This window comes from Amycolatopsis sp. NPDC051758, assembly GCF_044453095.1.
Classification (GTDB): domain Bacteria; phylum Actinomycetota; class Actinomycetes; order Mycobacteriales; family Pseudonocardiaceae; genus Amycolatopsis.
The window spans coordinates 421,567-442,291 of the sequence record NZ_JBITCJ010000001.1; the positions used below are offsets into that span (position 1 = coordinate 421,567).

Consider the following 20,725-nt stretch of genomic DNA (forward strand, 5'->3'; position numbering starts at 1 on the left):
TGGTAGTGGTCCGGGAGAGCAGGGCGATGGCCAGCACCGTCACCTCGCGCCGGAAGCAGCTCGGAAACGAGCTCCGGCATGCCCGCACCGCGGCGCGGATGACACAGCAGCAGGTCGCCGAGGTTCTCGGCTGCACCCAGGGCAAGGTCAACAAGATCGAGTCCGGTGCCGTCGGGGTGAAGCTCGGGGATGTGCGATCGATGCTGAACGCGTTCGGGATCAACGGCGAAGAAGCCGACACGCTGATGAACCTCGCGCGGGCCGCCGCCGGGCAACGCGGCCACTGGTCGGGTTACCGCTCGGTGGTGCCGCACTGGTTCCGCACCTTCACGGACCTGGAGCCCGCGGCCGCGGAGATCCTCACCTGGCACGGTGAGCGCATCCCCGGCCCGCTGCAGTCCGAGCACTACATGCTCAAGCAGTTCACCGAAGCGGGTGCGACCGACGTGACGTCGCTGGTGCGCAACCGCCTCGACCGCAAGGCGGTGTTCGAGCAGCAGCAGCCGCCGTACTACCGCTTCATCATCAGCGAGGGCGCGCTGCGGCGGGCGCCCGGCGGGTACGCGCCCGCGGTGATGCTGGACCAGGTCGAGCACCTGCTCTCGCTCGAACGCCACCCGCGTGTCTACGTGCACGTGCTGCCGTTCGGGGCGCGGCTGGCCGCGGTGCCCAACGACTTCACGATCATGCGGTTCCCGGACCGCACGCGGGACTTCGTCTACATCGAGCACTCCGCCGGCGGGTTGTACCTCGACGACGTCAAGGACTTCAACATCTTCGTCGACTCGTGGGACAGGCTGCGCGGCGCCGCGCTGGAGCGGCAGGAGACCCGGCAGTTCCTCAAGGAGCTCGCGGAGGGTTACCGCGGCCAGATGCAGCAGCTCCAATAGGGCGAACGGCGGCGCGAATCCCTCGGCCGGTGAACAACTTTCGGTAGAGTGACTCTGTTGCGCCCCAGTTCACCGGAAGTGCCGCCCGAAGGGGACATCGTGGACCCCGACTTCCTCCCCGATGCCGTCGACCTCGACCGGCCGAACGTGGCGAGGATCTACGACTGGGCGCTCGGCGGCACCGCGAACTGGGCCGTCGACCGGCAGTACGGCGAGCAGGCCCTGCAGGTCTTCCCGCTGGCGAAGACGCTCGCACGGAGCAACCGCGCCTTCCTCGGCCGGGCCGTCCGCTACTGCGTTTCCCGGGGCATCACGCAGTTCCTCGACCTCGGGTCCGGCATCCCGACCGCGGGCAACGTCCACGAGGTGGCCGACGACCTCGCCGACGACAGCCGCTGCGTCTACGTCGACAACGAGCCGGTGGCCGTCGCGCACGGGCGGATCCTGCTCGACGAAGAGGGCGACCCCGAGCGGCACGCTGTGCTGCACGCCGACCTGCGCGACGCCGAGGAGGTCTGGGAAGCCGCGCTGGCCACCGGCGTGCTCGACCCGGAGCAGCCGATCTGCCTGCTCAGCGTGGCGGTGCTGCACTTCCTGCCGGACGTCACCGGTGTGCGCGAAGCGATCCGCGACTTCCGGACGCTGCTGGCCCCCGGATCGGCGTACGTGCTCTCGCACGCGACCGAATCCGGCGTCGGTGGCCAGGAGCTGGAGCAGAGCCGGCGGCTCGTCAAGCTGTCCGAACGGTCGAGCTCGCCCGCGGTGTGCCGGTCGCTCGACGAGATCGCCGGGTTCTTCGGTAACTTCGACGTCGTCGAGCCCGGGATCGTGCCTGTGGGAGAGTGGCGCCCCGAGCCCGGCGCCGCCACGGTCCCCCTCGCGAGCGTGGTCGGCGGTGTCGGCCGCAAGCCTGGAGGACGGAACGCATGACGACTCAGGATCCAGAAGCCCCGGAAGGCGTCGACCTCGAGCGGCCGAACGCGGCCCGCATCTACGACTGGTTCCTGGGCGGCAACGCCAACTGGGCCATCGACCGGCAGTTCGGCGAGCAGGCGGTCAAGACCTTCCCGATGATCAAGACCGTCGCCCGGGTCGGCCGCGACTTCCTCGGCCGCGGCGTCCGCTACCTGGCGCGTAACGGCATCGACCAGTTCCTCGACCTCGGCTCCGGCGTCCCGACGGTCGGCAACGTGCACGAGGTCGCGGCGGAGGTGAACCCGAACGCGCGGTGCGTCTACGTCGACAACGAGCCGGTCGCCGTGGCGCACTCGCAGGTGCTGCTGGAGAAGGAGGGCGTCGCCGACCGGCACGCGGTGCTGCAGGGCGACCTGCGCGACCCCGCCGACATCTGGAAGCGCGCGCTCGACACCGGCGTCCTCGACCCGAACCGGCCGATCGGCCTGATCATCGTCGGCGTCCTGTACTTCCTCGGTGAGGACGAGCCGGTGGCCCAGACCATCCAGAAGTACCTGTCGCTGCTGCCGTCCGGCTCGTACTTCCTGTCCTCGCACCTGACCACCGAAGGCCTCGACGCGCTGGCCGACCAAGACAGCCGCGCGTCGATCGTGGAGCAGTACAAGAAGTCGAGCACGCCGCTGCACCTGCGCAGCAAGGCGGAGTTCACCACCTTCTTCGAGGGCTTGGAGCTCGTCGAGCCGGGCATCGTGTACCTGCCGGAGTGGCACCCGGAGGAGATCGAGTCCCGGGCGACGAAGAAGCTCGCGAACGACCCGTCGTTCGTCGGCCACATCTGCGGCCTCGGCCGCAAACCGTGACGGCGGCCGCCTACGACGCCCTCGCCGTCCGGTACGCCGAGTTCTCCCTCGAGGTCTGGGACTCCTCGGCGCTGGACCGCGCGGCCTGGGCGGCGTTCGCGGACAGCGTGCGCGGCGCCGGGCCGGTGGCCGACCTCGGCTGCGGGCCCGGCCACGTCACGGCGCACCTGCGCGACCTCGGCCTGGACGTGTTCGGCGTCGACCTCACCCCGGCGATGGTCGAGCTGGCCCGCGCCCACGCGCCGGACCTCCGCTTCGAAGTCGGTTCGATGGCCGCGCTCGACATCCCAGACGCGTCCCTGGCGGGGATCCTGTCGTGGTACTCGATGATCCACACGCCGCCGGCGGAGGTCCCGGGCTACTTCGCCGAGTTCACCCGGACGTTGGCGCCCGGCGGTCACGTTCTGGTGGGGTGCTTCGAAGCCGAGGACGACGTGGTGACGCCGTTCGACCACGCGGTCACGACGGCGTACCGCTGGTCGCTGTCCGAGCTGGCGCGGCTGGCGGGCGCGGCGGGACTTGCCGAGGTGGGCCGGATCCACCGCGAGCCGGGCGAGCAGGAACGCTTCGGCCACGGCGCCCTCTTGCTGCGGAAACCGTAGCCGGGAAGGCAAAAGTCCGTGGATGTCACGTTGAGGGACTCTGAGTCCCTCAACGTGGGTTTCTCAGTAGCGCCCCTCGGTGCGCGCCGCGGGGCACGCTTCGCCTTCGCGACCAATGCCTGTTTTGGTGCGCTCGGTGCACCAAAACAGGCATTGGCGCATGGTCGTCGCCCGTTGTCCGGCGATGCGATGCCGTGAACGAGTCATGCACCCTGTCCGACGCCAGGGCTCCGGCAAAGTTGGTTCACCGGCAAGGTCGCGGCGGGCGCGTCGACAACGCCGGAAGGTGCGGGCGAGGGCTGCTTACTGCGGAAACCGTAGCCGCACAACGAGGAGAGCCCCGGTCCCAACAGGGAACCGGGGCTCTTTGTGGTGGTACGGCAGTTCAGGCGTTCAGGCGCGCGATCCCACCCGGCCGCGCAGGAGCGGGCTCAGGTCGATCGCGGCTTCCAGCGGCCGCGTCGTGCGGACGCCGTCGGAATAGCGCCGGCGCGGGAGTTCCTGGTCCGTCGCCCACGTCGTCGTCTTGCGCAGGGGCGCCTGGATCAGGCTGAAGCCGAAGCGGTTGCGCAGCTCGTTCCCGATTCCCTGGCGACCGCGGTGCTCTTCCTCCTCGCGGCGGAAGAGCGAGTTCAGCCGGACGGCCATCGTCTACACCCCCAGCTCTCGTCGCGGTGACCGGGTGCGTTCGCCGCCGGTCAGTCCGAGACAGGGTTCGCACGGCATGCCGGCCCCGGGGGCCAGCCATTCCACGTCGGCACGGGAAAGCGCTTCCCCGCACTTGGTCCGGACCAGCTGGCTCGTGCTCCGGGCGTCGTCCAGTCCGAAGACGTGGACCACCCGGCGGGCCTCGCCGGTGGTTCCCTTGGCGAGCCTGCCCACGATCAGCACGCTCGGTGGCGCGCTGTCCTCGACGATCACGCTGATCCTCCCCCATGAGGTCCGCTGTGGTGGGTTGGTCAGTCGTCGGCCAGTGGCCTGCGCCGATCTACCGCCTGCCGCATGCAGGAAGTCGTTCACCGACGCCGGTGCCCCGGCCGATGCGATTAATCCTACTCCTGGAATAATCTTTATGTCGAGGCCGGAGCTAGTTGATCACCCGCTTGGCCCTGCGCCGTACTCCATTGAGACACTGAGTAGCCGGGAGCGGGTACCTTCGACCCAGTCGCGGCCGCGCCCCCCATCGATCCACGGAGGTACGACCCATGGCGGATTATCCGTCGTTCGCGGATTACGATCCGAGCACGGCCGTGTCCCTGTTCGAAGAGGCTGCCTGGGAGAAGTCGTTCGCCAGTGAGCCCAACGGTGGCAGCTGCGTCGAGGTCAACCTGGGCTCCGAAGGCCGAATCGGGGTCCGGGACACCAAGCTCGCGACCAGCCCCGTCTTCGTGTTCGACACCGCCGAGTGGGAAGCGTTCCTGATCGCCGTCAAGGCCGGGCAGTTCGATCTGCCCGCCTGATCCCTCCCCCGTGGAGGTGATCATGATCACCCACCCGTGTACAGAAATGGCGAAGGCCCCCTTCCCCTCTGGGATGAAGGAGGCCCTCGCGACGGCGTGGATACGCTCGAACGCCGATTGTGAGCGGAATCTCACCCGATTGCCGGAAGCTCCCCACCGCGCAACCGGCTGCGGGTCCGGCGCCAGGCCACCACGACCAGCACCACGAGCCCGATCAACGGCAGTGTGCTGATCGCCCAGCTGACGCCCATCGGCGGTCCCGGCTGTTCCAGCACCGGCAGCGCCCGCAGGTCGCCGGTGCCGGACCCGGCGGGCCCGTTGACGGTGAAGCGGAACGTCCATTCGCCCGGCCGCGGCATCGAGCGGACGTCGAGGCCCCAGACGTCGCGCTTGCGCGGGTGGCGGACCAGCGGCTGGACGCGGTTCTTCCCGCCCTCCGGGTTGATCATCGTCAGCGTTCCCGACTTGTCCTCGATCCCGCCGTCGGGGATGAAGGTGAAGTCCAGTGACTGCTGGGCTTTCAGCGGCCAGGTGCTGAACCCGATCGTCATCGCGTACGGCCCGGCCTGCACGTGCTCGGTGTGCACGATGTTGACCGGCTCGTACGCGTTTGCCGGCGCCGCGGTGGCGAACAGCAGCCCGGCCACGGCGGCCAGGGCCAGGAGTGTCTTACGCATCAGCGGTTTCCCCCTTCTTCGCGGGCGCCAGCAGGCAGAGCATCCCGCCGAACCGCCACCCGGCGAACCCGCCGAGCAGCCCGAGCAGGCCGGCCAGGACGGCCGTCGTCGCCAGGTACCAGCCCGGCGGCAGGTGCGCGCCGGTGTAGAGCAGGGTGCGCTGCACCGGCAGGCTCAGTCCGAGCAGCAGCCCGGCGATCCCGCCGGCGAGCACGGACACCCGGCCGACGCGCGATCCGCGGCGTCGCCCGGCGAAGTAGATCAGCTCCATCAGCGCGGCCACCGGCAGCAGCGCCATCGGGGTCAGCGACGGCATCTGCGGCACCCCCGAGATCGCGTCGCGCAGCGGCAGGCCGACCAGGTCGGCGTACGCCACCGCCGCCCACGGTGAGAACCACCAGAAGACCGCCTGCACGGCCGCGACCATCGCCGCGGTGCCGACCGCCCCGCCCGGGCGCCGGAAGAAGCCCGCGCCGACCGCGACCAGCAGCACCGCCATCATCGAGCAGCCGACCGAGACGGCGTCGGCGTAGTCGTCCGGCACCTGCTGCAGCCCCAGCGCCAGCACCGGTCCGAACGTGAGCAGCACGGTCAGCGACGCCAGCGTGCCGATCCGGCCCCAGCGGTGCTCCCGCGCCGCGGCGAACACCGCGGTCGTGCCGATCAGCGACACCGTGATCGACAGCAGCAGCCCGATGTGCGGCGGCGAGTCGATCACCGCGTCGAAGCCGTAGAGCCCGTGCCACCACTGGTCCCACAGGCCGTACAGCAGGAACGTCGCCGCGCCCACACCGGAAACCAGATAACCCAGTGGTGCCGCGAACGTCTTGCCGAACACGTTGACCACGCGCCCGCCGACCCGCGGGTCGACCGGCCGCCCGGCCCGGCGCGCCGCCGTCGTCAGCAGCACGACGGCGAGGCTCGCCAGGCCGACGACCGCGCTGCCCGCGTACAGGAACAGGTGCGGCAGCGTGAAGAACGTGTCCGGCCCGACGTCGCTGTGCCACTGGATGTCCCAGGTCAGCCCGACCAGCGACAGCAGTGACCCCCCGAGCACGACGTTCGCGGGCAGCAAGCCCGTCCGCGCCTGTTTCGCGACCGCGGTCGTCCTGACCCCGGATGCGGTGAGATCCATTCCCCCGACCTCCTCCTTCTACTTGACCAACACGGGAAAAACGACTTGGGCGGGCCCGCCGGGGCCGCGCAAGGAGACGGTGATCTCCCACTGCCCGGCCATCGGCAGCCCGACGTCCGCGGCACGGAACCGGCCGGGCCCGTCCGGTCCGGCGGGCACGGCCGGGAACGCGTGGCCCATCTGCGCCATGACCGGCGCGACCGTGACGGCGTCGGGCGCGGGCCCGGTCACCGCCACCGCGAACGTGTTGCCGCCGATGCGCGGCTGGTCCGCGGAGAACTGGACCGTGTACGGCCCGGAAACCGCTTGCTGCGTGGTGGCTTTGGCGCTGCCGCTCGGCCACAGCAGCCAGGCGGCCCCGGCCACGACGACCAGCACGACCACGGTGATCAGCAACGTCGGGCGTTTCATCGGCCGGCTCCTGTCGTCGGGACGTCGACCACCGCGGGGATGGTGAGCACGCGGTAGCCGCGTTCGGCCTGCAGCCAGATCCGGTACCGGCCGGGCGTGGCGAAGGTGTAGGTGAAGCTGACGTCCGGGCCGTAGGCGGCGACGGTCTCGTCGGGCCGGTCGACCTGGCCGGCGACCGGCGGGGTCATGGCGTGGACGTGCGCCCAGGTGGGCGCCTTCGCGGCGGCCGCGCCGACGTCCGGCCCGGTGATCGGCCCGGCGACGATGAGGTGGCCGAGCATGCCCAGCCACGGCTGGAGGTCACCGGTCCGGAAGTGCGCGGTGACGGTGGTCGGCGTGCCGGGGGAGATCGTCAGCTCGACCGGGGTGCCGTCGACCGTCCGCGGTCCGGCGCCGGGTGGTTCGGGCGCCGGCGCGGCGGTGCCGCTCATGTCCACAGTGGACCGGGCGAGCTGGACCCCGCCGCCGCGCCGGACCAGTTCCGCGGCGACCGCGTACGTGCCCGCTTCCGGATCGGCGAGGCTGACGCGGTAGTCGCCGGGGCCGACGCGCACCGGGTGCAGGTGGCGCATCCGGCCGGACGGCGAAACCAGCACCAGGTGCACCAGCGCGTTGTCGTGGACGAGCAGGTCGTCGACCGGCAGGCCGGTCGCGCCGTCGGTGAGCGCGAGCCGCAGGCCGCCGGGCGCGGTGTGCACCGCGAGGTTCACCGGCGGCCGCGAGTAGTCCACTGTGGACAGCTGTGCGTTCGCGTACGGGTCGGTGACGTTGTCGAACGTCGGGTCGAGCTGGCTGCCGGGCGCGGGCGGCGGGGGAGTGCTCGCCGACAGCAGCGCGCCGGTGACCGCGACGGCGATCGCGGCGATCATCCCGCCCGCCGGGATCAGCGCGTACGCGGTCCGTTTCGCCCGCACTCCCACCACGAGCGCGATGAGCAGGAACGCGCCCGCGGCGACGAACCCGCCGTAGGTCGCCTTTTCCCACGGCGGCACCACGCGGGCGGGCACGAGGAACGGGATCGTCGCGGCCGGACCGGCGCCGTCGCTCAGCGAAAGCAGCCACGGGCCGGGTTTGTCGACTTGGAGATTCCCCGAGTACACACCCGGTTCGTCGCCCAGGACGACGTCGGCCTGCGACGACATCACACCGTCGGCCGCCGCGGTCAGGTGCAGCGTGCCGGGCGCGGTGCCCTGGTGGGTCACGACGTCGACCCGCAGCGGCGACGGCGTGACGTCGACCCGGCGGATGATCACGGTCAGCTCGCGCACGCCGAGTGTCTGCGCGACCTGGATGTCCGCGCCGGTCGGTGCGCCGTCGGCGTGCGCGGTCCCGCCGCCGAGCGCGATGCCCAGCACGGCCAGCAGAAGCAGCAGCGCGGCTTTCGATTTGGTCCCCATCGTGGTTCGAACCTAGCGACGGCGGCCGGTGGCGGGCGTCACGGCGGGGAGGGAACTCCGGTCCCCAGTCCGGGGGACCGGCGGCCCCGGGGATCTCAGGGGTTCAGGAATCCTCGCAGGTGGGCGACAACTTCCCCGGGCTGCTCCTCGGGCAGGAAATGGCCGCATTCGGCCAGGGCCCCGCCGGTGACGTCGGTTGCGTACTCCTGCCAGATCTCGAGGGTCGGCAGCGTGCCGAGCAGGCCGTTCGCGCCCCAGAGCGCGAGGAGCGGCTGGGTGATGCGCTTCCCGGCGGCGAAGTCGGCGTCGTCGAGTTCGGCGTCGTCCGGGAAGGACGCGCGGTAGTCGTCGAAGCCGGCCCGGAGCGCGCCGGGCTGGGAGAACGCGCGGACGTACTCGGCGACGGAGTCCGCGTCGAGGCCGTGACGCTGGTAGGTCCAGCGTTCGAAGAAGTACCCGAGGTAGGCCGCGATGTTCTGGCCGGCCAGGAGCTCCGGCAGGTCGGGCTGGAGGTGGAAGAGCCAGTGCCAGTAGGCCTTCGCAACACCGGCGTCGAGCCGCTGCCACATCGCGCGGGTGGGGGCGATGTCGAGGACGGCCAGGCGTTCGACCTGGTCCGGGCGGTCCAAGGCCCAGCGGTGGGCGACCCGGCCGCCGCGGTCGTGGCCGACAACGGCGACTTTCGGGAACCCCAGGTGGTCGGCCAGCGCGGCGACGTCGGCGGCCATCGTGCGCTTGTCGTAGCCGGACTTCGGTTTGTCGGTGCGGCCGTAACCACGCAGGTCGGGGGCGATGACGGTGTGCGTCCCGGCGAGCGGCTCGAGCACGTGGTGCCAGCAGTGCGACGTCTGCGGCCAGCCGTGGAGCAGGAACAGCGGCGGGCCGTCGCCGGCCGCGAGGTAGTGCATGCGGAGCCCGTTGACCGTGGCCATGTTCTCTAACCTGTTCATGGGGTTAGACGGTAGCGCTGCTTCTAACTGTCTTCAAGGGTTAGAATGTCGGCATGGAGTGGGTCTTCGACGGCGGACGGCCGTGCCTCGACCTCGTCAACACGCTGCGCAGCCGGCACGACGGGGGTGTGGAGCTGCTGACGGGCCCCGGCGCGCTGGCCGAGTGGCTGTCCCTCGCGGGGTTCACGACGGGCGAAGTGCCGGTGACGGCGGGGAACGTGCTGGCGGCGAAGGCGCTGCGGGAGGCCGTCAACCGGGTGCTGCTCGCCGTCGAGCGGCCCGACACGATGGACGTCGACCTGGTGAACAACGCGGCGGCTTCGGCCCCGGCGCCGCCCCCGCGCCTGGTGCTGACCGAAGACGGCCTGCGTCGCGAGGTCCCGGCGCCGAAAGACCCGGTGGCGACGGCGTTCGCGGCGCTGGCGGCGGACGCGATCGACCTGGCCACGAGCGACGCGGAGGTCCGCGTCTGCGCGGCCGACGACTGCGGGCTGCGGTTCTGCGACGCCTCGCCGCGGCGGAACCGGCAGTGGTGCTCGATGTCGCGGTGCGGGAACCGGGCCAAGGCCCGCGCCCACTACGCCCGGGTCAGCGGCCGCGACGACTGAGCACCGGACGCGCCGGTCAGCGGTCGTGAGTGTTCCGGACGGTTGGAACCGCCCGGAACACTCACGAGCCGTGCGCCGAGCCGGGGCCGTTGCCGCCTACCAGCCGTCGGTAGGCCTTCGGATGGGCGCGGAACCAGACGTTGAGCTTCCCGATCCAGCGCATGTGCGCCGTCCGCAGCCCGGCCGGGATCGGCGTCGCGAGAATCCTCACGGCAAAAGCGAACCGCGCGAACTTCCGCTGGTCATGGTCAGTCCACTGTAGATCGAGCCGGGCCCGGAGAGCGGGCGGCAAAGTGGCCCGGATCAAGAACAACTGCCCCCGGGCCTGGGCCCGGCGCAGCGGGTGCCACCACGAATCCGGCAGCCACGTCACCGGCTTCTGCACCGTCTGGATCGTCTCGAAGAGCGTGTCGATCGTCGGGTTCCCGGCGAACCCGGCCACCATCTTGTCGTAGTAGCACTCGAAAGCCGCCCAGTCCGGTGGCAGATCACGCTCACGCACCCCGAGCACCCGGCCGATGTCGCACATCTGCGCGTAGTACTCGTCCAGCTCCGATGTGGACAGTGACTTCCCGAAGAACCGTTGTGCGTCAACGGGAACCTTCACCAGAGTCGCGTGCACCCACGCGTACGCCTCCGGGTTCAACGCGCTGTACCGGCGTCCGTCCGAAGTGCCGGTGAACGAGCGGTGCAACGACCACAACCGCGAAGCTTCCACCTGGGCGCCGGCAGCACCGCCGTAGACGTAGATCGAGAGCGACGCGCCCGTCCGCATCAGCCGCGTCCACGGGTCCGACGTGTAGTCCGAGTGGTCGCGCACCCCCGCCGCGACAACCGGGTGCGCCACCTGTAGCACCAGCACCTGCCCCGCCAGCAGCGCGTCGCGGAAGTCCCCGAAGTACTTCCACGCCGCCGTGCCGCGGACGACCGGTGGTGCCATCAGGCCCCGCGGATCAGCATCATCAGCGGCTCGGCGACCGGGGTGTCGGTGTCGCCGGTGGCCAGCCGGCGCAGCTGCAGCCCGGCGATCAGCGCCACCGCCGGCCCGGCCAGCCGGCGCGGATCGGGCACGCCGAGGGCTTCGAGGATCGTCACGGCCAGCTCGTCGTACGCCGCGAAGCAGCGCGAAGACGCTTCGTGCAGGCCAGGGTCGCGCGCGGACTGGAGGTAGAGCTCGTGCGCGCCGAGCTCGTCGGCGCCGAACGGCAGCTGGGCGATCACGTGCTCGACGATCGACGCCGCCTGCTCGAGGCTCAGGCCGTCCGAGCGGTAACCGTCGACGATCGCGCCGAGCTTCGCCGTCTCCTGCTCGACGAACAGCAGCATCGCCTCGCGCAGCAACGCCGTCTGGCTGGGGAAGTGGTAGGTGAGCGTGCCGAGCGAAACCCCGGCGGCGGCCACGATCCGGCGGTTCGTCAGCCCGCCGACCCCGTGTTCGCCGACGACGGTCAGCGCGCCGCGCAGGATGGCGTCCCGGGTGCTTACCAGCTTGTCTCGGGATGCCGCTCCGGCCACCGTTCGACCTCTTCCAGTTGCGCGGCGAGGGAGATCAGCCGCTCCTCGGCGTGCGAGGGGCCGAGCAGCTGCGCGCCGAGCGGCAGCCCGCCGTCCGTCAGCCCGGCCGGGACGTTGACCCCCGGCCAGCCCAGCACGTTCCACGGCCAAGCGTACGGGCAGGCGGCGATCATGGCCTGGTCGGTCTCCCAGCCGGACAGCCCGTCGAACGTGCCGATCGGCGGCGGCGGGGTCGCGGTCGTCGGGGTCAGCAGGACGTCGACGCGGCCGAAGACCGAACCGATCCGCCGGTGCAGTCCCGGCTCGAGCGCGCGGGCGAGCCGCAGCGCGGGCCCGGCCAGCAGGCGGCCGTGGCCGGCGTTGCTGCGGGTGCGCGGGTCGAGCCCGGTGCGGTCGGGCACCCGCAGCGTCCAGTCGCGGACGCCGGTGAGCGAGCGGGGCAGGAACGTCAGCCCGATCAGCCCGTAGTCCGGCTCGACCTCGACGATCTCGTGGCCCAGCCCGGCGAGCGACTCGGCGAGGCGGCGCACGTTGGCCTCCACGACCGGGTCGAGCCGGGTCTTGGTGGCGGTGAACGGGATCCGCGTGGACAGCCCGATCCGGAGCCGGCCGGGTTCGCGCGTGGCGGCCGCCCGGAACGTGTTCGGTGTTCCGGCGGTCGCGTCGAGCAGCAGGGCCGCGTCCTCGACCGTGCGGGCGAGCGGGCCGAGCACGGTCAGGCCGTGGAACAGCTCACCGTCGGTCGGGATCCGGCCGCGCTGGGTCTTGATGCCCACGAGCCCGGTCCACGCGGCCGGGATGCGCACCGAACCGGCGCCGTCGGAACCGAGCGCGGCCGCGATGACCCCCGACGCCACCGCGGCCGCGCTCCCTCCCGAAGAACCCCCGGGCGTGTGGCCGGTGTGCCACGGGTTGCGCGTCACGCCGAAGGCCGGGCCCTCGGTGAACGGCCACTGGCCCAGTTCGGGGGTGTTCGTCTTTCCGATGATCACCGCACCGGCTTCGCGCAGCAGCGCGACGGCGGGCGCGTCGGCCGTCGCGCACGGGAACTCGCCGGCACAGCCGAACGCCGTGGGCAGGCCGGTGAGGTCGACGTCGTCCTTGATCGCGACCGGCACGCCGAGCAGGGGAGCGTGGTCCCCGGCGGCCCGCCGCCGGTCCGCTTCGGCGGCGTCGGCGCAGGCTTCGTCGTCGCGCAGGTAGCGGAAGGCGTTGAGCGTGGGCTGGCTCGCGTGCGCGCGCCCGAGCGCCGCCGCGGTGACCTCGGCCGAGGTGACCTCGCCCGCGGCGAGCTGCGCGGCCTGGGCGGTGAGGCTCGTGAAGTCGAGGCCCGTCTTCGGCGTCGCGGTCATGGCAGCCCCCGGGGGTTCTCGTTCGTTCGAACGAACGTTACCGGATACCGGCGGTCTCCGGCTACTCCCGATGAGTTTTCTTCACCCGGGCCGTCTACCCGGGCACCAGCAAAACGAAGGAGAACTCCATGGCCACGGTGCACACCGGCATGACCATGTCGCTGGACGGCTTTGTCGCCGACCGGCGGGGCGGCACAGCGCGGTTGTCCGACCCCGCCGCGTCGAACGGCAGCGAGTACATGGACGAGCTGATCCGCGAGACCGGCGCCGTCGTCCTGGGCCGGCGGACGTTCGCGATGGCCGAGGACCCGGACTGGTACGCCGGCAACTACGAGTTCCAGGTCCCGATCTTCGTCGTCACGCACACGCCGCCGCCGGTCGTGCCGAAGCACGACGAGAACCTGACCTTCACCTTCGTGACCGACGGCATCACTTCGGCGGTCGCGCAGGCGAAGGCGGCCGCCGGGGAGCGCGCCGTCAAGGCGATCGGCGCCAGCGTCGTCCGGCAGGTCCTGCGGGCCGGGCTCGCCGACGAACTGCACGTCGACGTCGCGCCGGTGCTGCTCGGCGCCGGGCTGCGGCTGTTCGACGACCCGGACCTCGAGGACGTCACCCTCGAGAAGATCGACGCACGGGACGTCGGGAGGTTCACGGCCCTCCGCTTCCGGGTCCGTAACCCCCTATAGTGGTTAGAAAGCCGAGCCTGGAGGGCCGATGACGTTCGACTTCGCCGGATTCCCCGACGCCGCACTCGCCGCGATCCCGCGCGTCGACCTGGGCGGCTGGCCGACACCGCTGCACGAAGCGCCGCGGCTCGGCGCGACCCTGGGCCTGCCGAACCTGCTGCTCAAACGCGACGACGTGCACCCGCTCGGCGCCGGCGGCAACAAGCTCCGCAAGCTCGAGTACCACCTCGGCGCGGCCCTCGAAGCCGGCGCGGACACGGTGATCACCTTCGGCGCCCTGCAGACGAACCACGGCCGTCAGACGGCTGCGGCGTGCGCGAAGCTCGGGCTGCGCTGCGAACTCGTGCTCACCGCGAAGGTCCCGCGTGACGGCGACGCGTACGAGCGCGGCGGCAACGTCTCGCTGGACAAGCTGTTCGGCGCGAACGTCCACGTCTGCGCCGACGGCGAAGAGACCGGCCGCACCTACGACCGCCTGGTCGCCGAAGCCGCCGAAGAGGGCCGGAAGGTCGCGACGATCCCGGTCGGCGGCTCGAACGACCTGGGTGCGCTCGGCTACGTCCGCGCGACCTACGAACTCGCGAAGCAGCTTGAAGAACGCGGCATCACCCGCGCCCACCTCGTCGTCCCGCACGCCAGCGGTGGCACGGCGGCCGGGGTGGTGCTGGCCGCCGGGCTGCTCGGCGGCCTCGGCGTCGGCGTCGCCTGCGTCAGCCACCCGCTCGACGAGGCCACCGAGAACCTGCGCGAACTCACTGCCGGCGCGGCGAAGCTGCTCGGTGTCGAGCCGCCGTCGCTGGACCACGTCCGGCTGGGCGACTCCACACTCGGCCCCGGTTACGGCATCCCGACCGACGCGGTCTGGGCCGCGCTACGCCTCTTCGGCAGCACCGAGGGTGTCGTGCTCGACCCGGTCTACACCGGCAAGGTGGCCGCCGCGCTGGTCGAATGGGCGGGCCACTTCGCGCCGGACGACCACGTGGTGTTCCTGCACACCGGCGGAATGCCCGGCCTGTACGGCTACGGCCCCGAATTCGCGGCGGCCGTCGAAGGCTGACTCCAGCCGGGTCGCCACCCGCAGCAGGCTGAACAGCAGCACGACGTCGGCGAGCAGCAGCACCCGTTGCGTGACGCCGATCGGCAGCATGTCCGAGACCTCGGGGAACGGCTCGATGCCGGCTTCGCTGAGCCGCACGAACACGAAGCTCAGGGCGAAGAAGGCGAAGGCGACCGCGGTCAGCCGGATCGCGCGGACGACCAGCACCCGCTCCGGCCGTCCCTTCAGCGGTTCCAGCAGCGAGATCGCCGCGCCGGGCAGGCTGAGGAACGCGACCAGGCACGCGTAGAGGTGGATCTCGCCGCTCACCGGGTCCGGCGCCGCCGGGTAGCTCGCCGGGAACACCGCGGCGGCGGCCATCCCGAGCGACCACAGCACGAGCAGCAGCGGGGTCGTCCGGGACAGCGGCACGCCGGCGACCTGCAGCGCGCCGAGGATCGCCAGCGAGCCGATGGCCAGTGAGAGCACGCTCGCGGCGAGCATGCCTTCACCGCGGTCGGTCACGGTGTAGCTCGACAACGTGTCGTACACCGGATCGTGCGAACTGATGATGTGCAGCACCACGGCCGTGAACAGCCCCCAGCCGATCGCGCCCAGTGCCACGAGCCGCCACGGTCTCGTGCGCTTCCCCTGCTCCGTCCCCATGGCGTCCAGGTTCCTCGCCCGAGGGGATCGTCGTGATCAGGGAAGACCCTGAATTCCCCCGGAACAGGCGGCGAAGTCGACGAGGACGAGCGCCTGGTCGTCGTGCCGCTTCGGCCGCGGCCAGCGTTCGCCGTCCGGGTCCTGCTTCTCCGCGGTGCGCACGGCGTCGAGCACCGCGTCCGGCCCGTCGGCGCGGGTGGTGGCCAGGACTTCCCGCCAGTCGAACAGCGCGTACTGGTCGACGCCGATGGAGACGCCGTCACTGGCGAGCAGGACGGCGTCGACGTCGGCCCGCGGCCAGCTGCGCTTCACGGCGTGCGCGGCGGCGCCCGGATCGGCTTCGGCGACCCAGAAGCCGTCGTGGGCGTTGCGCCGGCGCCGGACGTCCGCGCCGGTCTGGAGCATCCCGCGCCGCCGCAGCCCGGCGAGCCGGTCGTCGGAGACGACGTCGACCCCGAAGCCGCCGAAACCGACTACCGGGCTGTCGGCCAGCACGAGCGTGTCGACGCGGTCTTCGTGCCACCGCACGGCGGCGACGGTGCTCGACGGCGAGCGTTGCGGCCGGAGCTCGTTTTCCGTCGTCACGGCGGCGATCGCGGTGGTGAGGACGTCGGTGAGGTCGGCTTCGGGCGTCGCGCGGAGGTCGTCGGCGAGCCGCCGCGCGAGCCGTTCCGCGTACCAGCCGCCCGGGGGCAGGGAGGGGTCCGACGAAGTGGCGCCGTCGAGGAGCAGAACCGCGTTGTCCAGCACGACGACGTGGTCTTCGGTCGGGCGGGGGTGGCCGTCGGCGCCCACCCCGGCCCGCTCGGCGAACACGATCTCGGGCATGGGCCCGACTGTACGTCGGCGGTTCGGCGGCCACGCGGTGAACGCGGTCGTCAACCGAAGTTGACAGACCCCTGGATGTCAACGTAGGTTGACAGGCATGACGGAAGCGACGGACCTGGCCGCCCGGGCCGGCGACCGCGATCCCCGGGTGGGACTGCGTGCGGTCGCCGCGCTCCGGCGGCTCTTGGAACAACTGGAGGCCGTGCAGGTGCGCAGTGCGCGGATGCACGGCTGGTCGTGGCAGGAGATCGCCGCCGAGCTGGGGGTCAGCCGGCAGGCCGTGCACAAGAAGTACGGGAGGCACTGATGTTCGAGAGGTTCACCGCCGACGCGCGGCTGGCCGTGGTCGAGGCGCAGATCGTGGCGCGGGAGTCCGGGTCGGTGGAGATCAGCCCGGCGCACCTGCTCGCCGGGCTGGTCAAGACCGGCGTCCCGTTGCTCACCGAGCTGGGTGTCTCCACCGAGGACGTCGCGGCGGAGCTGGCGCGCACCCGGCGCCGCGGCGGGGTCAGTGACGCCGACGCCGAGGCGCTCACCGAGTTCGGCATCAACGTCGAGCAGATCGTGGAACGCGTCGAGGAAACCCACGGCGCGGGCGCCCTCGCCGGCCGGCTCGGGCCGGCCAAGCGCGGGCACATCCCCTTCACGAGCCAGTCCAAGAAGACGCTCGAGCTGAGCCTGAAGGAAGCCGTCCGGCTGGGGGACAAGCACCTCGGGCAGGAGCACATCCTGCTGGCGCTGGCCCAGCAGCGCGGCACCGACGACGTCCTCGCCCGCCGCGGCGCGGACTACGTGACGCTGCGGCGGGTCGTGCAGCAGCGCAAGGCGGGTTAGTGCGCCTGCTTTTCGCGCCACGCGGTCAACGGCAGCAGCGCCTGGGTGAGCGGGCCGATGGCGAGGGCGTAGAGCACGGTGCCGATCCCGGCGGTCCCGCCGAGCAGGAAGCCCACCGCGACCACGGTGACCTCGATGCCGGTGCGCACCAGCCGGACCGACCAGCCGGTGCGCCCGGCCAGCCCGGTCATCAGGCCGTCGCGGGGGCCGGGGCCGAGCCGCGCGCCGACGTAGGTGGCGGTCGCGACGCCGTTCAGCACGATCCCGCCGGCCAGTAGCGCGATCTGCCAGCCGAGGTCGTGCTGGTCCGGCAGCACCGCGCGGACCGCGTCGACCATCACCGAGATGACGACGACGTTCGCGATGGTGCCGATCCCGGGCCGCTGGCGCAGCGGGATCCACAGCAGGAGCACCACGACCGAGATCAGGCCGGTCACCGTGCCGAACGTCAGGCCGGTGTGCTTCAGGACGCCTTCGGCCAGCACGCTCCACGGCTCGAGGCCGAGGCCGGCCCGGGTCACGAAGGCCACGCTGGCGCCGTAGAGGGCGAGGCCGGCCAGCAGCTGGACGCTGCGGCGGGCGGGGTCACGGGAGATCCGGACGGGCCGGAGATCGATCTGAGCCACACCTGCACTATCCGCCGCAAGTGGCCTTGTAAACCATAGCCAATTCCAGGATATTGGTCTTATGGAAGCCGCTGTCCCACTGGGTGGACGCATCTCTGGTCCTCGACTGGCCGTCATGCTGGGCTCATGGCGCCAAGGCTCACGGCAGGGCGCGGCCGACCTGGCCGCGGCCATCGAGCTGCAGGTGCTCGACGGCCAGCTCCCGCTCGGCACCCGGCTGCCCGCCGAGCGCGAGCTGGCCGACGCGCTCGGCGTCAGCCGGACGCTCATCGGTGCGGCCCTGGACCGGTTGCGGGAGAACGGGTTCGTCGCCAGCCGCCGCGGCGCGGGGTCGTGGATCGCCGCGCCCGGACGGCGTCGCCGCGGCCCGCTCGCCCCGGCCGGCGGCGGCTCGATCGACTTCACCCACGCCTCCTCGCCGGCCATCCCGGGCACGGCCGCGGCGGTCGACGCGGCCCGCGCCGGGCTCGCCGACCACCTCGGGGACCACGGCTACCAGGAGCGCGGGCTGCTCGGGCTGCGGGAGAAGATCGCCCGGCGCTACACCGAGCGCGGCCTGCCGACAACACCCGCGCAGGTGATGGTCACCAACGGCGCGCACCACGCGTTCGTCCTGGTCCTGCGGATGCTCTCGGGCCCCGGCGACCGGGTCCTGGTGGAGCAGCCGACCTACCCGAACGCCCTCGAGGCGATCCGCGCGGCGCACGCCATCCCGGTGCCGGTCGCGCTCGACCCGACCGGCGAGCGCGGCTGGGACATCGCCGGCGTCGACGCGGCGCTGCGCCAGACGTCACCGCGGTTCGCCTACCTCGTGGTCGACTTCCAGAACCCGACCGGCCTGCGCCTGGACGCCGAAGGCCGCGAACGGCTCGGCGCGGTGCTCGCGCGGGCCCGGACGCCGGTCGTCGTGGACGAGACGCTCGTCGAGCTGGACCTGGAAGGCGACCCGCTCGACGGGCCGCCGCCGCTCGCCGCGTTCGCGGGTGACCTGGCGATCTGCGTGGGCTCGGCGTCGAAGACGCACTGGGGCGGGCTGCGGCTCGGCTGGATCCGCGCGTCGGAGGACCTGCTCGGCCGCCTGGTTTCGGCGCGCTACGCCGTCGACCTGGGCTCACCGGTGTTCGAACAGCTCGTGCTGACCGAGCTGCTGGCCGACGGGACCGCACTGGTCCGCCGCCGCGAGGAACTGCGTGGTTACCGCGACGCCCTCGCCGGCGCGGTGGGCCGGCACCTCCCGGACTGGACGTTCACGCTGCCGAAGGGTGGCCTGTCGTTGTGGTGCCGGATGCCGGAGCCGGTGAGCTCACGCCTCGCGGTCGCGGCGGCGAGCCACGGCGTCCAGGTGGCACCGGGCTCGCGCTTCGGGGTCCACGGCGGCCTGGAGCGCTGGATCCGGCTGCCGTTCTCGCTGCCGCCGGACACGATGGACGAGGCGGTCCGCCGGCTGAGCGCCGCGGCGGTTTCGGTCAGCGGAACCCCGGAGTCGCTCGCCGCGCCGATCGCCTGAGGCACAAAAAACGAACCGGTGCGCTGGATGCGAGCCTGCTCCCAGGGATGGGCGGCGTTCGGGTGCATCCAGCGCACCGGTTCGTTGTGTCACACCCCCGCTCACGGACGTGACCCCGTTCGCGGGTAACCGCTGGCTTCCCGGCACAGCCCCTCGACGTGCCGGGAAGCCGGCGGTTCAGGCGTGCTCTCGGTACTGCGAGTCCTCGCTCGGCGCGGTGAGCAAGGGCTCCCGGAGCTCGCCCGGTGTGGGTCCCGGCGTCGCGGGGGCAGCGCGACGCCGGGACCGGGATCCGACCCGGCCGGGCGCGGTCGGCCGGTCGGAAAGACTGGGGTTTCGCATGGGATTCCGCCCCTGGGGTACGTCGGACGCGCGGACGCGTCACGAGACGTGAAAGAGCCACGGATTGCGTACTGGTGCAGGGGATTCGTCACGCGTCATCGGCGCGGACGTGCGTCTAGTTGATCTTGTTTTGGACGCAGTTCTCCCCGGCTGCCCGGGATCGGGTCAGTCGGGGGAGGTGGTGGGCAGGGCGGCTTCCCTGCCCGCGCCGTCGACCTCGTGGTCGCGGCTGACGCCGATGAGCTTCAGCTGGGTGGTGGTGGCGTGGTCGGTGTGGACGGCGAACGGGTGGCGGGCGCCACCGGGGCCGTCGTGACCGGGAGCGGCGGTCGGGGCCGGCGCGCTCGGCGCGCTGGTGCCGCCGGGCAGGCCGGGGGTGGAGTCGCCGCCACCGCCGTTGCGAGCGTGGACGCCGGAGTCACGCGGCTGCGGCTGCTCCTGCGTCGCCGGGAGGCTGTGCTGCCGCTCGATGAAGCGCACGACCACGACCCGGCCGGTCGTCTGCTGCTGGGTGACCGCCGCGGCCACCGTGCCCGGCACGGTCTGGGTGACGGCGGCGGTGGTGGTCGTCGCCTCGGTGGTGGTGCCGCCGAGCAGGCCCGGCACGATCGCCGTGACGCCGCCGGAGTTCGAGCCGGTGCCCAGCACCGGGGCCAGGATGTCGTCGAGGGGGAGCACGACCGGCGCGTCCGGGTTGTTCGCGGGCGGCTGGGTGAGCGGCGCGAGCACGGTGTGGGACAGCGTCGTCGTGACCGCGCCGACCGTGCTGGTGACCGTGTTCAGCGTGCCGCCGACCACGTTGAGGACCCCGCCGACGAGCCCGCCGAGCAGGCCGCCGCCGGACGAAGTCGTCTTCGCGGCGGGCGTCTCGGTCGCCGGCTCTTCGGTTTCCGAAGCGGACTGGACGGATGTCGACTGGAGGGACTCGGTGGTCTGCTTCGCCGCGGTCTGCTGCTCGACGACCGGCGTCTCGTCGGTCTTCGTGTCGGCGACCGAGGTTTCGGCGACCGGGGTTTCGTCGGTCTGCTTCGCCGCTTCGTCACCGGTCTCCGGCTGCTGCGCGCACGTGGCGGCGCCGGTTTCGCGGTGGTGGCCCCGGTGGTGCCTGCCGTGGGTGAACGGCTTCGCGGCGGAGTGGCCGGTGCTCTGGTCCACAGTGGAGACTGCGGGGGCGCCGGGGCAGCTCGCGGTTTCGGCGGCCGACGCGGTGCTCCCGGACAGCGCGGCGGTGAGCAGCCAGCCCGCCAGGGTCAGGCCGCCGGCGACCAGGATCTTGGCGGCCGGCCGGTGCAGCGGAGCGGCCCACGGGCGTGGGGCGCGCCCGCGCGCGTGCGGGGTTTCACCCTCGGTGAGCGTAGGCCGCGTGGGGGCGCCGCGGCGCGCAATCGCCGTGCTGCTCACCGCCACCACCACCGTCCGCGCCTGAAA

Annotated in this window: 24 protein-coding genes and 1 pseudogene; 11 read left to right on the top strand and 14 right to left on the bottom strand. The window is 72.1% G+C overall.

The window, feature by feature from the left end; genetic code table 11:
• The first annotated feature begins 26 nt into the window (after positions 1-26).
• From ACIA5G_RS02205 to ACIA5G_RS02220, 4 genes are all read left to right on the top strand, one after another.
• Positions 27-890, top strand: coding sequence for a helix-turn-helix transcriptional regulator (locus ACIA5G_RS02205; RefSeq protein ID WP_155548665.1), 864 nt, complete (start codon positions 27-29; stop codon positions 888-890).
• Positions 891-989: 99 nt separating this feature from the next.
• Positions 990-1,820, top strand: a complete 831-nt coding sequence (locus tag ACIA5G_RS02210) for an SAM-dependent methyltransferase (protein WP_395921849.1) — start codon at positions 990-992, stop codon at positions 1,818-1,820.
• Positions 1,817-2,665 (top strand): SAM-dependent methyltransferase, encoded by an 849-nt coding sequence (locus ACIA5G_RS02215; RefSeq protein ID WP_395920402.1) that lies wholly within the window; start codon positions 1,817-1,819, stop codon positions 2,663-2,665. Before ACIA5G_RS02210 ends, ACIA5G_RS02215 begins: the two co-directional genes overlap by 4 nt.
• Entirely contained in the window at positions 2,662-3,267 is a 606-nt protein-coding gene (locus ACIA5G_RS02220) for a class I SAM-dependent methyltransferase (RefSeq protein ID WP_395920403.1), read from the top strand. Before ACIA5G_RS02215 ends, ACIA5G_RS02220 begins: the two co-directional genes overlap by 4 nt.
• A 393-nt stretch (positions 3,268-3,660) precedes the next feature.
• Here ACIA5G_RS02220 and ACIA5G_RS02225 read toward each other — a convergent pair whose 3' ends face one another.
• Positions 3,661-3,915 carry a hypothetical protein gene (locus ACIA5G_RS02225; RefSeq protein WP_395920404.1) on the bottom strand — a complete coding sequence of 85 codons (255 nt, stop codon included), beginning with the start codon at positions 3,913-3,915 and terminating at the stop codon, positions 3,661-3,663.
• A 3-nt stretch (positions 3,916-3,918) separates the two neighbouring features.
• Complete coding sequence (locus ACIA5G_RS02230; RefSeq protein WP_395920405.1) at positions 3,919-4,188, bottom strand: hypothetical protein; 270 nt, start codon at positions 4,186-4,188, stop codon at positions 3,919-3,921.
• Between the two features lie 284 nt (positions 4,189-4,472).
• Between ACIA5G_RS02230 and ACIA5G_RS02235 the strand changes: the two genes are divergently transcribed.
• On the top strand, positions 4,473-4,727 hold the full coding sequence (locus tag ACIA5G_RS02235; RefSeq protein ID WP_395920406.1) for a DUF397 domain-containing protein: 255 nt from the start codon (positions 4,473-4,475) through the stop codon (positions 4,725-4,727).
• A gap of 131 nt (positions 4,728-4,858) precedes the next feature.
• Here ACIA5G_RS02235 and ACIA5G_RS02240 read toward each other — a convergent pair whose 3' ends face one another.
• The 5 genes from ACIA5G_RS02240 to ACIA5G_RS02260 all read right to left on the bottom strand — a co-directional run bounded on the left by ACIA5G_RS02240 (position 4,859) and on the right by ACIA5G_RS02260 (position 9,297).
• Positions 4,859-5,404 carry a hypothetical protein gene (locus ACIA5G_RS02240; RefSeq protein ID WP_395920407.1) on the bottom strand — a complete coding sequence of 182 codons (546 nt, stop codon included), beginning with the start codon at positions 5,402-5,404 and terminating at the stop codon, positions 4,859-4,861.
• Entirely contained in the window at positions 5,397-6,539 is a 1,143-nt protein-coding gene (locus ACIA5G_RS02245) for a hypothetical protein (protein ID WP_395920408.1), read from the bottom strand. Before ACIA5G_RS02245 ends, ACIA5G_RS02240 begins: the two co-directional genes overlap by 8 nt.
• Positions 6,540-6,557: 18 nt before the next feature.
• Positions 6,558-6,950: a FixH family protein gene (locus tag ACIA5G_RS02250; RefSeq protein WP_395920409.1), complete on the bottom strand. Its 393-nt coding sequence runs from the start codon at positions 6,948-6,950 to the stop codon at positions 6,558-6,560.
• Positions 6,947-8,347, bottom strand: a complete 1,401-nt coding sequence (locus ACIA5G_RS02255) for a hypothetical protein (RefSeq protein WP_395920410.1) — start codon at positions 8,345-8,347, stop codon at positions 6,947-6,949. The genes ACIA5G_RS02250 and ACIA5G_RS02255 overlap by 4 nt, the downstream gene beginning before the upstream one ends.
• A gap of 95 nt (positions 8,348-8,442) precedes the next feature.
• On the bottom strand, positions 8,443-9,297 hold the full coding sequence (locus tag ACIA5G_RS02260; RefSeq protein WP_395920411.1) for an alpha/beta fold hydrolase: 855 nt from the start codon (positions 9,295-9,297) through the stop codon (positions 8,443-8,445).
• 53 nt (positions 9,298-9,350) lie between these two features.
• Here ACIA5G_RS02260 and ACIA5G_RS02265 point away from each other — a divergent pair, with 53 nt between their 5' ends.
• Positions 9,351-9,905 carry a CGNR zinc finger domain-containing protein gene (locus tag ACIA5G_RS02265; RefSeq protein ID WP_395920412.1) on the top strand — a complete coding sequence of 185 codons (555 nt, stop codon included), beginning with the start codon at positions 9,351-9,353 and terminating at the stop codon, positions 9,903-9,905.
• Between the two features lie 61 nt (positions 9,906-9,966).
• On the opposite strand, the gene ACIA5G_RS02270 is transcribed toward ACIA5G_RS02265, so the two are convergent.
• Genes ACIA5G_RS02270 through ACIA5G_RS02280 form a run of 3 tightly spaced genes read right to left on the bottom strand, consistent with a single transcriptional unit; the run spans position 9,967 to position 12,772 of the window.
• On the bottom strand, positions 9,967-10,845 hold the full coding sequence (locus ACIA5G_RS02270) for an oxygenase MpaB family protein (RefSeq protein WP_395920413.1): 879 nt from the start codon (positions 10,843-10,845) through the stop codon (positions 9,967-9,969).
• Complete coding sequence (locus ACIA5G_RS02275; protein ID WP_395920414.1) at positions 10,845-11,420, bottom strand: TetR/AcrR family transcriptional regulator; 576 nt, start codon at positions 11,418-11,420, stop codon at positions 10,845-10,847. Before ACIA5G_RS02275 ends, ACIA5G_RS02270 begins: the two co-directional genes overlap by 1 nt.
• Entirely contained in the window at positions 11,387-12,772 is a 1,386-nt protein-coding gene (locus tag ACIA5G_RS02280) for an amidase (RefSeq protein WP_395920415.1), read from the bottom strand. Before ACIA5G_RS02280 ends, ACIA5G_RS02275 begins: the two co-directional genes overlap by 34 nt.
• 128 nt (positions 12,773-12,900) lie before the next feature.
• On the opposite strand from ACIA5G_RS02280, the gene ACIA5G_RS02285 reads away from it, so the two are divergent.
• Together ACIA5G_RS02285 and ACIA5G_RS02290 are read left to right on the top strand one after the other, a co-directional pair.
• Positions 12,901-13,458 carry a dihydrofolate reductase family protein gene (locus ACIA5G_RS02285; protein WP_395920416.1) on the top strand — a complete coding sequence of 186 codons (558 nt, stop codon included), beginning with the start codon at positions 12,901-12,903 and terminating at the stop codon, positions 13,456-13,458.
• A gap of 28 nt (positions 13,459-13,486) precedes the next feature.
• Complete coding sequence (locus tag ACIA5G_RS02290; protein WP_395920417.1) at positions 13,487-14,515, top strand: D-cysteine desulfhydrase family protein; 1,029 nt, start codon at positions 13,487-13,489, stop codon at positions 14,513-14,515.
• Positions 14,516-14,599: 84 nt separating this feature from the next.
• Here ACIA5G_RS02290 and ACIA5G_RS02295 read toward each other — a convergent pair.
• A pseudogene (locus ACIA5G_RS02295) lies at positions 14,600-15,160 on the bottom strand (DUF998 domain-containing protein); the annotation flags it as partial.
• Positions 15,161-15,196: 36 nt separating this feature from the next.
• Positions 15,197-15,988 carry a hypothetical protein gene (locus ACIA5G_RS02300; RefSeq protein WP_395920418.1) on the bottom strand — a complete coding sequence of 264 codons (792 nt, stop codon included), beginning with the start codon at positions 15,986-15,988 and terminating at the stop codon, positions 15,197-15,199.
• A gap of 97 nt (positions 15,989-16,085) precedes the next feature.
• Here ACIA5G_RS02300 and ACIA5G_RS02305 point away from each other — a divergent pair, with 97 nt between their 5' ends.
• Both ACIA5G_RS02305 and ACIA5G_RS02310 read left to right on the top strand, forming a co-directional pair.
• Positions 16,086-16,295: a helix-turn-helix domain-containing protein gene (locus ACIA5G_RS02305; RefSeq protein ID WP_323329256.1), complete on the top strand. Its 210-nt coding sequence runs from the start codon at positions 16,086-16,088 to the stop codon at positions 16,293-16,295.
• Complete coding sequence (locus tag ACIA5G_RS02310; protein ID WP_395920419.1) at positions 16,295-16,822, top strand: Clp protease N-terminal domain-containing protein; 528 nt, start codon at positions 16,295-16,297, stop codon at positions 16,820-16,822. Before ACIA5G_RS02305 ends, ACIA5G_RS02310 begins: the two co-directional genes overlap by 1 nt.
• Here the strand turns inward: ACIA5G_RS02310 and ACIA5G_RS02315 are convergent.
• Positions 16,819-17,448: a YitT family protein gene (locus ACIA5G_RS02315; protein ID WP_395920420.1), complete on the bottom strand. Its 630-nt coding sequence runs from the start codon at positions 17,446-17,448 to the stop codon at positions 16,819-16,821. The two genes, ACIA5G_RS02310 and ACIA5G_RS02315, sit on opposite strands and share 4 nt — an antisense overlap.
• A gap of 61 nt (positions 17,449-17,509) precedes the next feature.
• On the opposite strand from ACIA5G_RS02315, the gene ACIA5G_RS02320 reads away from it, so the two are divergent.
• Positions 17,510-18,955, top strand: coding sequence for a PLP-dependent aminotransferase family protein (locus ACIA5G_RS02320; protein ID WP_395920421.1), 1,446 nt, complete (start codon positions 17,510-17,512; stop codon positions 18,953-18,955).
• A gap of 507 nt (positions 18,956-19,462) precedes the next feature.
• On the opposite strand, the gene ACIA5G_RS02325 is transcribed toward ACIA5G_RS02320, so the two are convergent.
• On the bottom strand, positions 19,463-20,698 hold the full coding sequence (locus ACIA5G_RS02325) for a hypothetical protein (protein WP_395920422.1): 1,236 nt from the start codon (positions 20,696-20,698) through the stop codon (positions 19,463-19,465).
• Between the last annotated feature and the right edge of the window lie 27 nt (positions 20,699-20,725).

What these genes read in the sequence shown, in the direction of transcription:
- ACIA5G_RS02310 (WP_395920419.1), top strand. Translation starts at nt 16,295, where the DNA reads ATGTTCGAGAGGTTCACCGCCGACGCGCGGCTGGCCGTGGTCGAGGCG.
- ACIA5G_RS02255 (WP_395920410.1), bottom strand. Translation starts at nt 8,347, where the DNA reads ATGGGGACCAAATCGAAAGCCGCGCTGCTGCTTCTGCTGGCCGTGCTG.
- ACIA5G_RS02235 (WP_395920406.1), top strand. Translation starts at nt 4,473, where the DNA reads ATGGCGGATTATCCGTCGTTCGCGGATTACGATCCGAGCACGGCCGTG.
- ACIA5G_RS02240 (WP_395920407.1), bottom strand. Translation starts at nt 5,404, where the DNA reads ATGCGTAAGACACTCCTGGCCCTGGCCGCCGTGGCCGGGCTGCTGTTC.
- ACIA5G_RS02290 (WP_395920417.1), top strand. Translation starts at nt 13,487, where the DNA reads ATGACGTTCGACTTCGCCGGATTCCCCGACGCCGCACTCGCCGCGATC.
- ACIA5G_RS02285 (WP_395920416.1), top strand. Translation starts at nt 12,901, where the DNA reads ATGGCCACGGTGCACACCGGCATGACCATGTCGCTGGACGGCTTTGTC.
- ACIA5G_RS02245 (WP_395920408.1), bottom strand. Translation starts at nt 6,539, where the DNA reads ATGGATCTCACCGCATCCGGGGTCAGGACGACCGCGGTCGCGAAACAG.
- ACIA5G_RS02215 (WP_395920402.1), top strand. Translation starts at nt 1,817, where the DNA reads ATGACGACTCAGGATCCAGAAGCCCCGGAAGGCGTCGACCTCGAGCGG.
- ACIA5G_RS02305 (WP_323329256.1), top strand. Translation starts at nt 16,086, where the DNA reads ATGACGGAAGCGACGGACCTGGCCGCCCGGGCCGGCGACCGCGATCCC.
- ACIA5G_RS02280 (WP_395920415.1), bottom strand. Translation starts at nt 12,772, where the DNA reads ATGACCGCGACGCCGAAGACGGGCCTCGACTTCACGAGCCTCACCGCC.
- ACIA5G_RS02270 (WP_395920413.1), bottom strand. Translation starts at nt 10,845, where the DNA reads ATGGCACCACCGGTCGTCCGCGGCACGGCGGCGTGGAAGTACTTCGGG.
- ACIA5G_RS02250 (WP_395920409.1), bottom strand. Translation starts at nt 6,950, where the DNA reads ATGAAACGCCCGACGTTGCTGATCACCGTGGTCGTGCTGGTCGTCGTG.
- ACIA5G_RS02300 (WP_395920418.1), bottom strand. Translation starts at nt 15,988, where the DNA reads ATGCCCGAGATCGTGTTCGCCGAGCGGGCCGGGGTGGGCGCCGACGGC.
- ACIA5G_RS02225 (WP_395920404.1), bottom strand. Translation starts at nt 3,915, where the DNA reads ATGGCCGTCCGGCTGAACTCGCTCTTCCGCCGCGAGGAGGAAGAGCAC.
- ACIA5G_RS02320 (WP_395920421.1), top strand. Translation starts at nt 17,510, where the DNA reads ATGGAAGCCGCTGTCCCACTGGGTGGACGCATCTCTGGTCCTCGACTG.
- ACIA5G_RS02205 (WP_155548665.1), top strand. Translation starts at nt 27, where the DNA reads ATGGCCAGCACCGTCACCTCGCGCCGGAAGCAGCTCGGAAACGAGCTC.
- ACIA5G_RS02265 (WP_395920412.1), top strand. Translation starts at nt 9,351, where the DNA reads ATGGAGTGGGTCTTCGACGGCGGACGGCCGTGCCTCGACCTCGTCAAC.
- ACIA5G_RS02260 (WP_395920411.1), bottom strand. Translation starts at nt 9,297, where the DNA reads ATGAACAGGTTAGAGAACATGGCCACGGTCAACGGGCTCCGCATGCAC.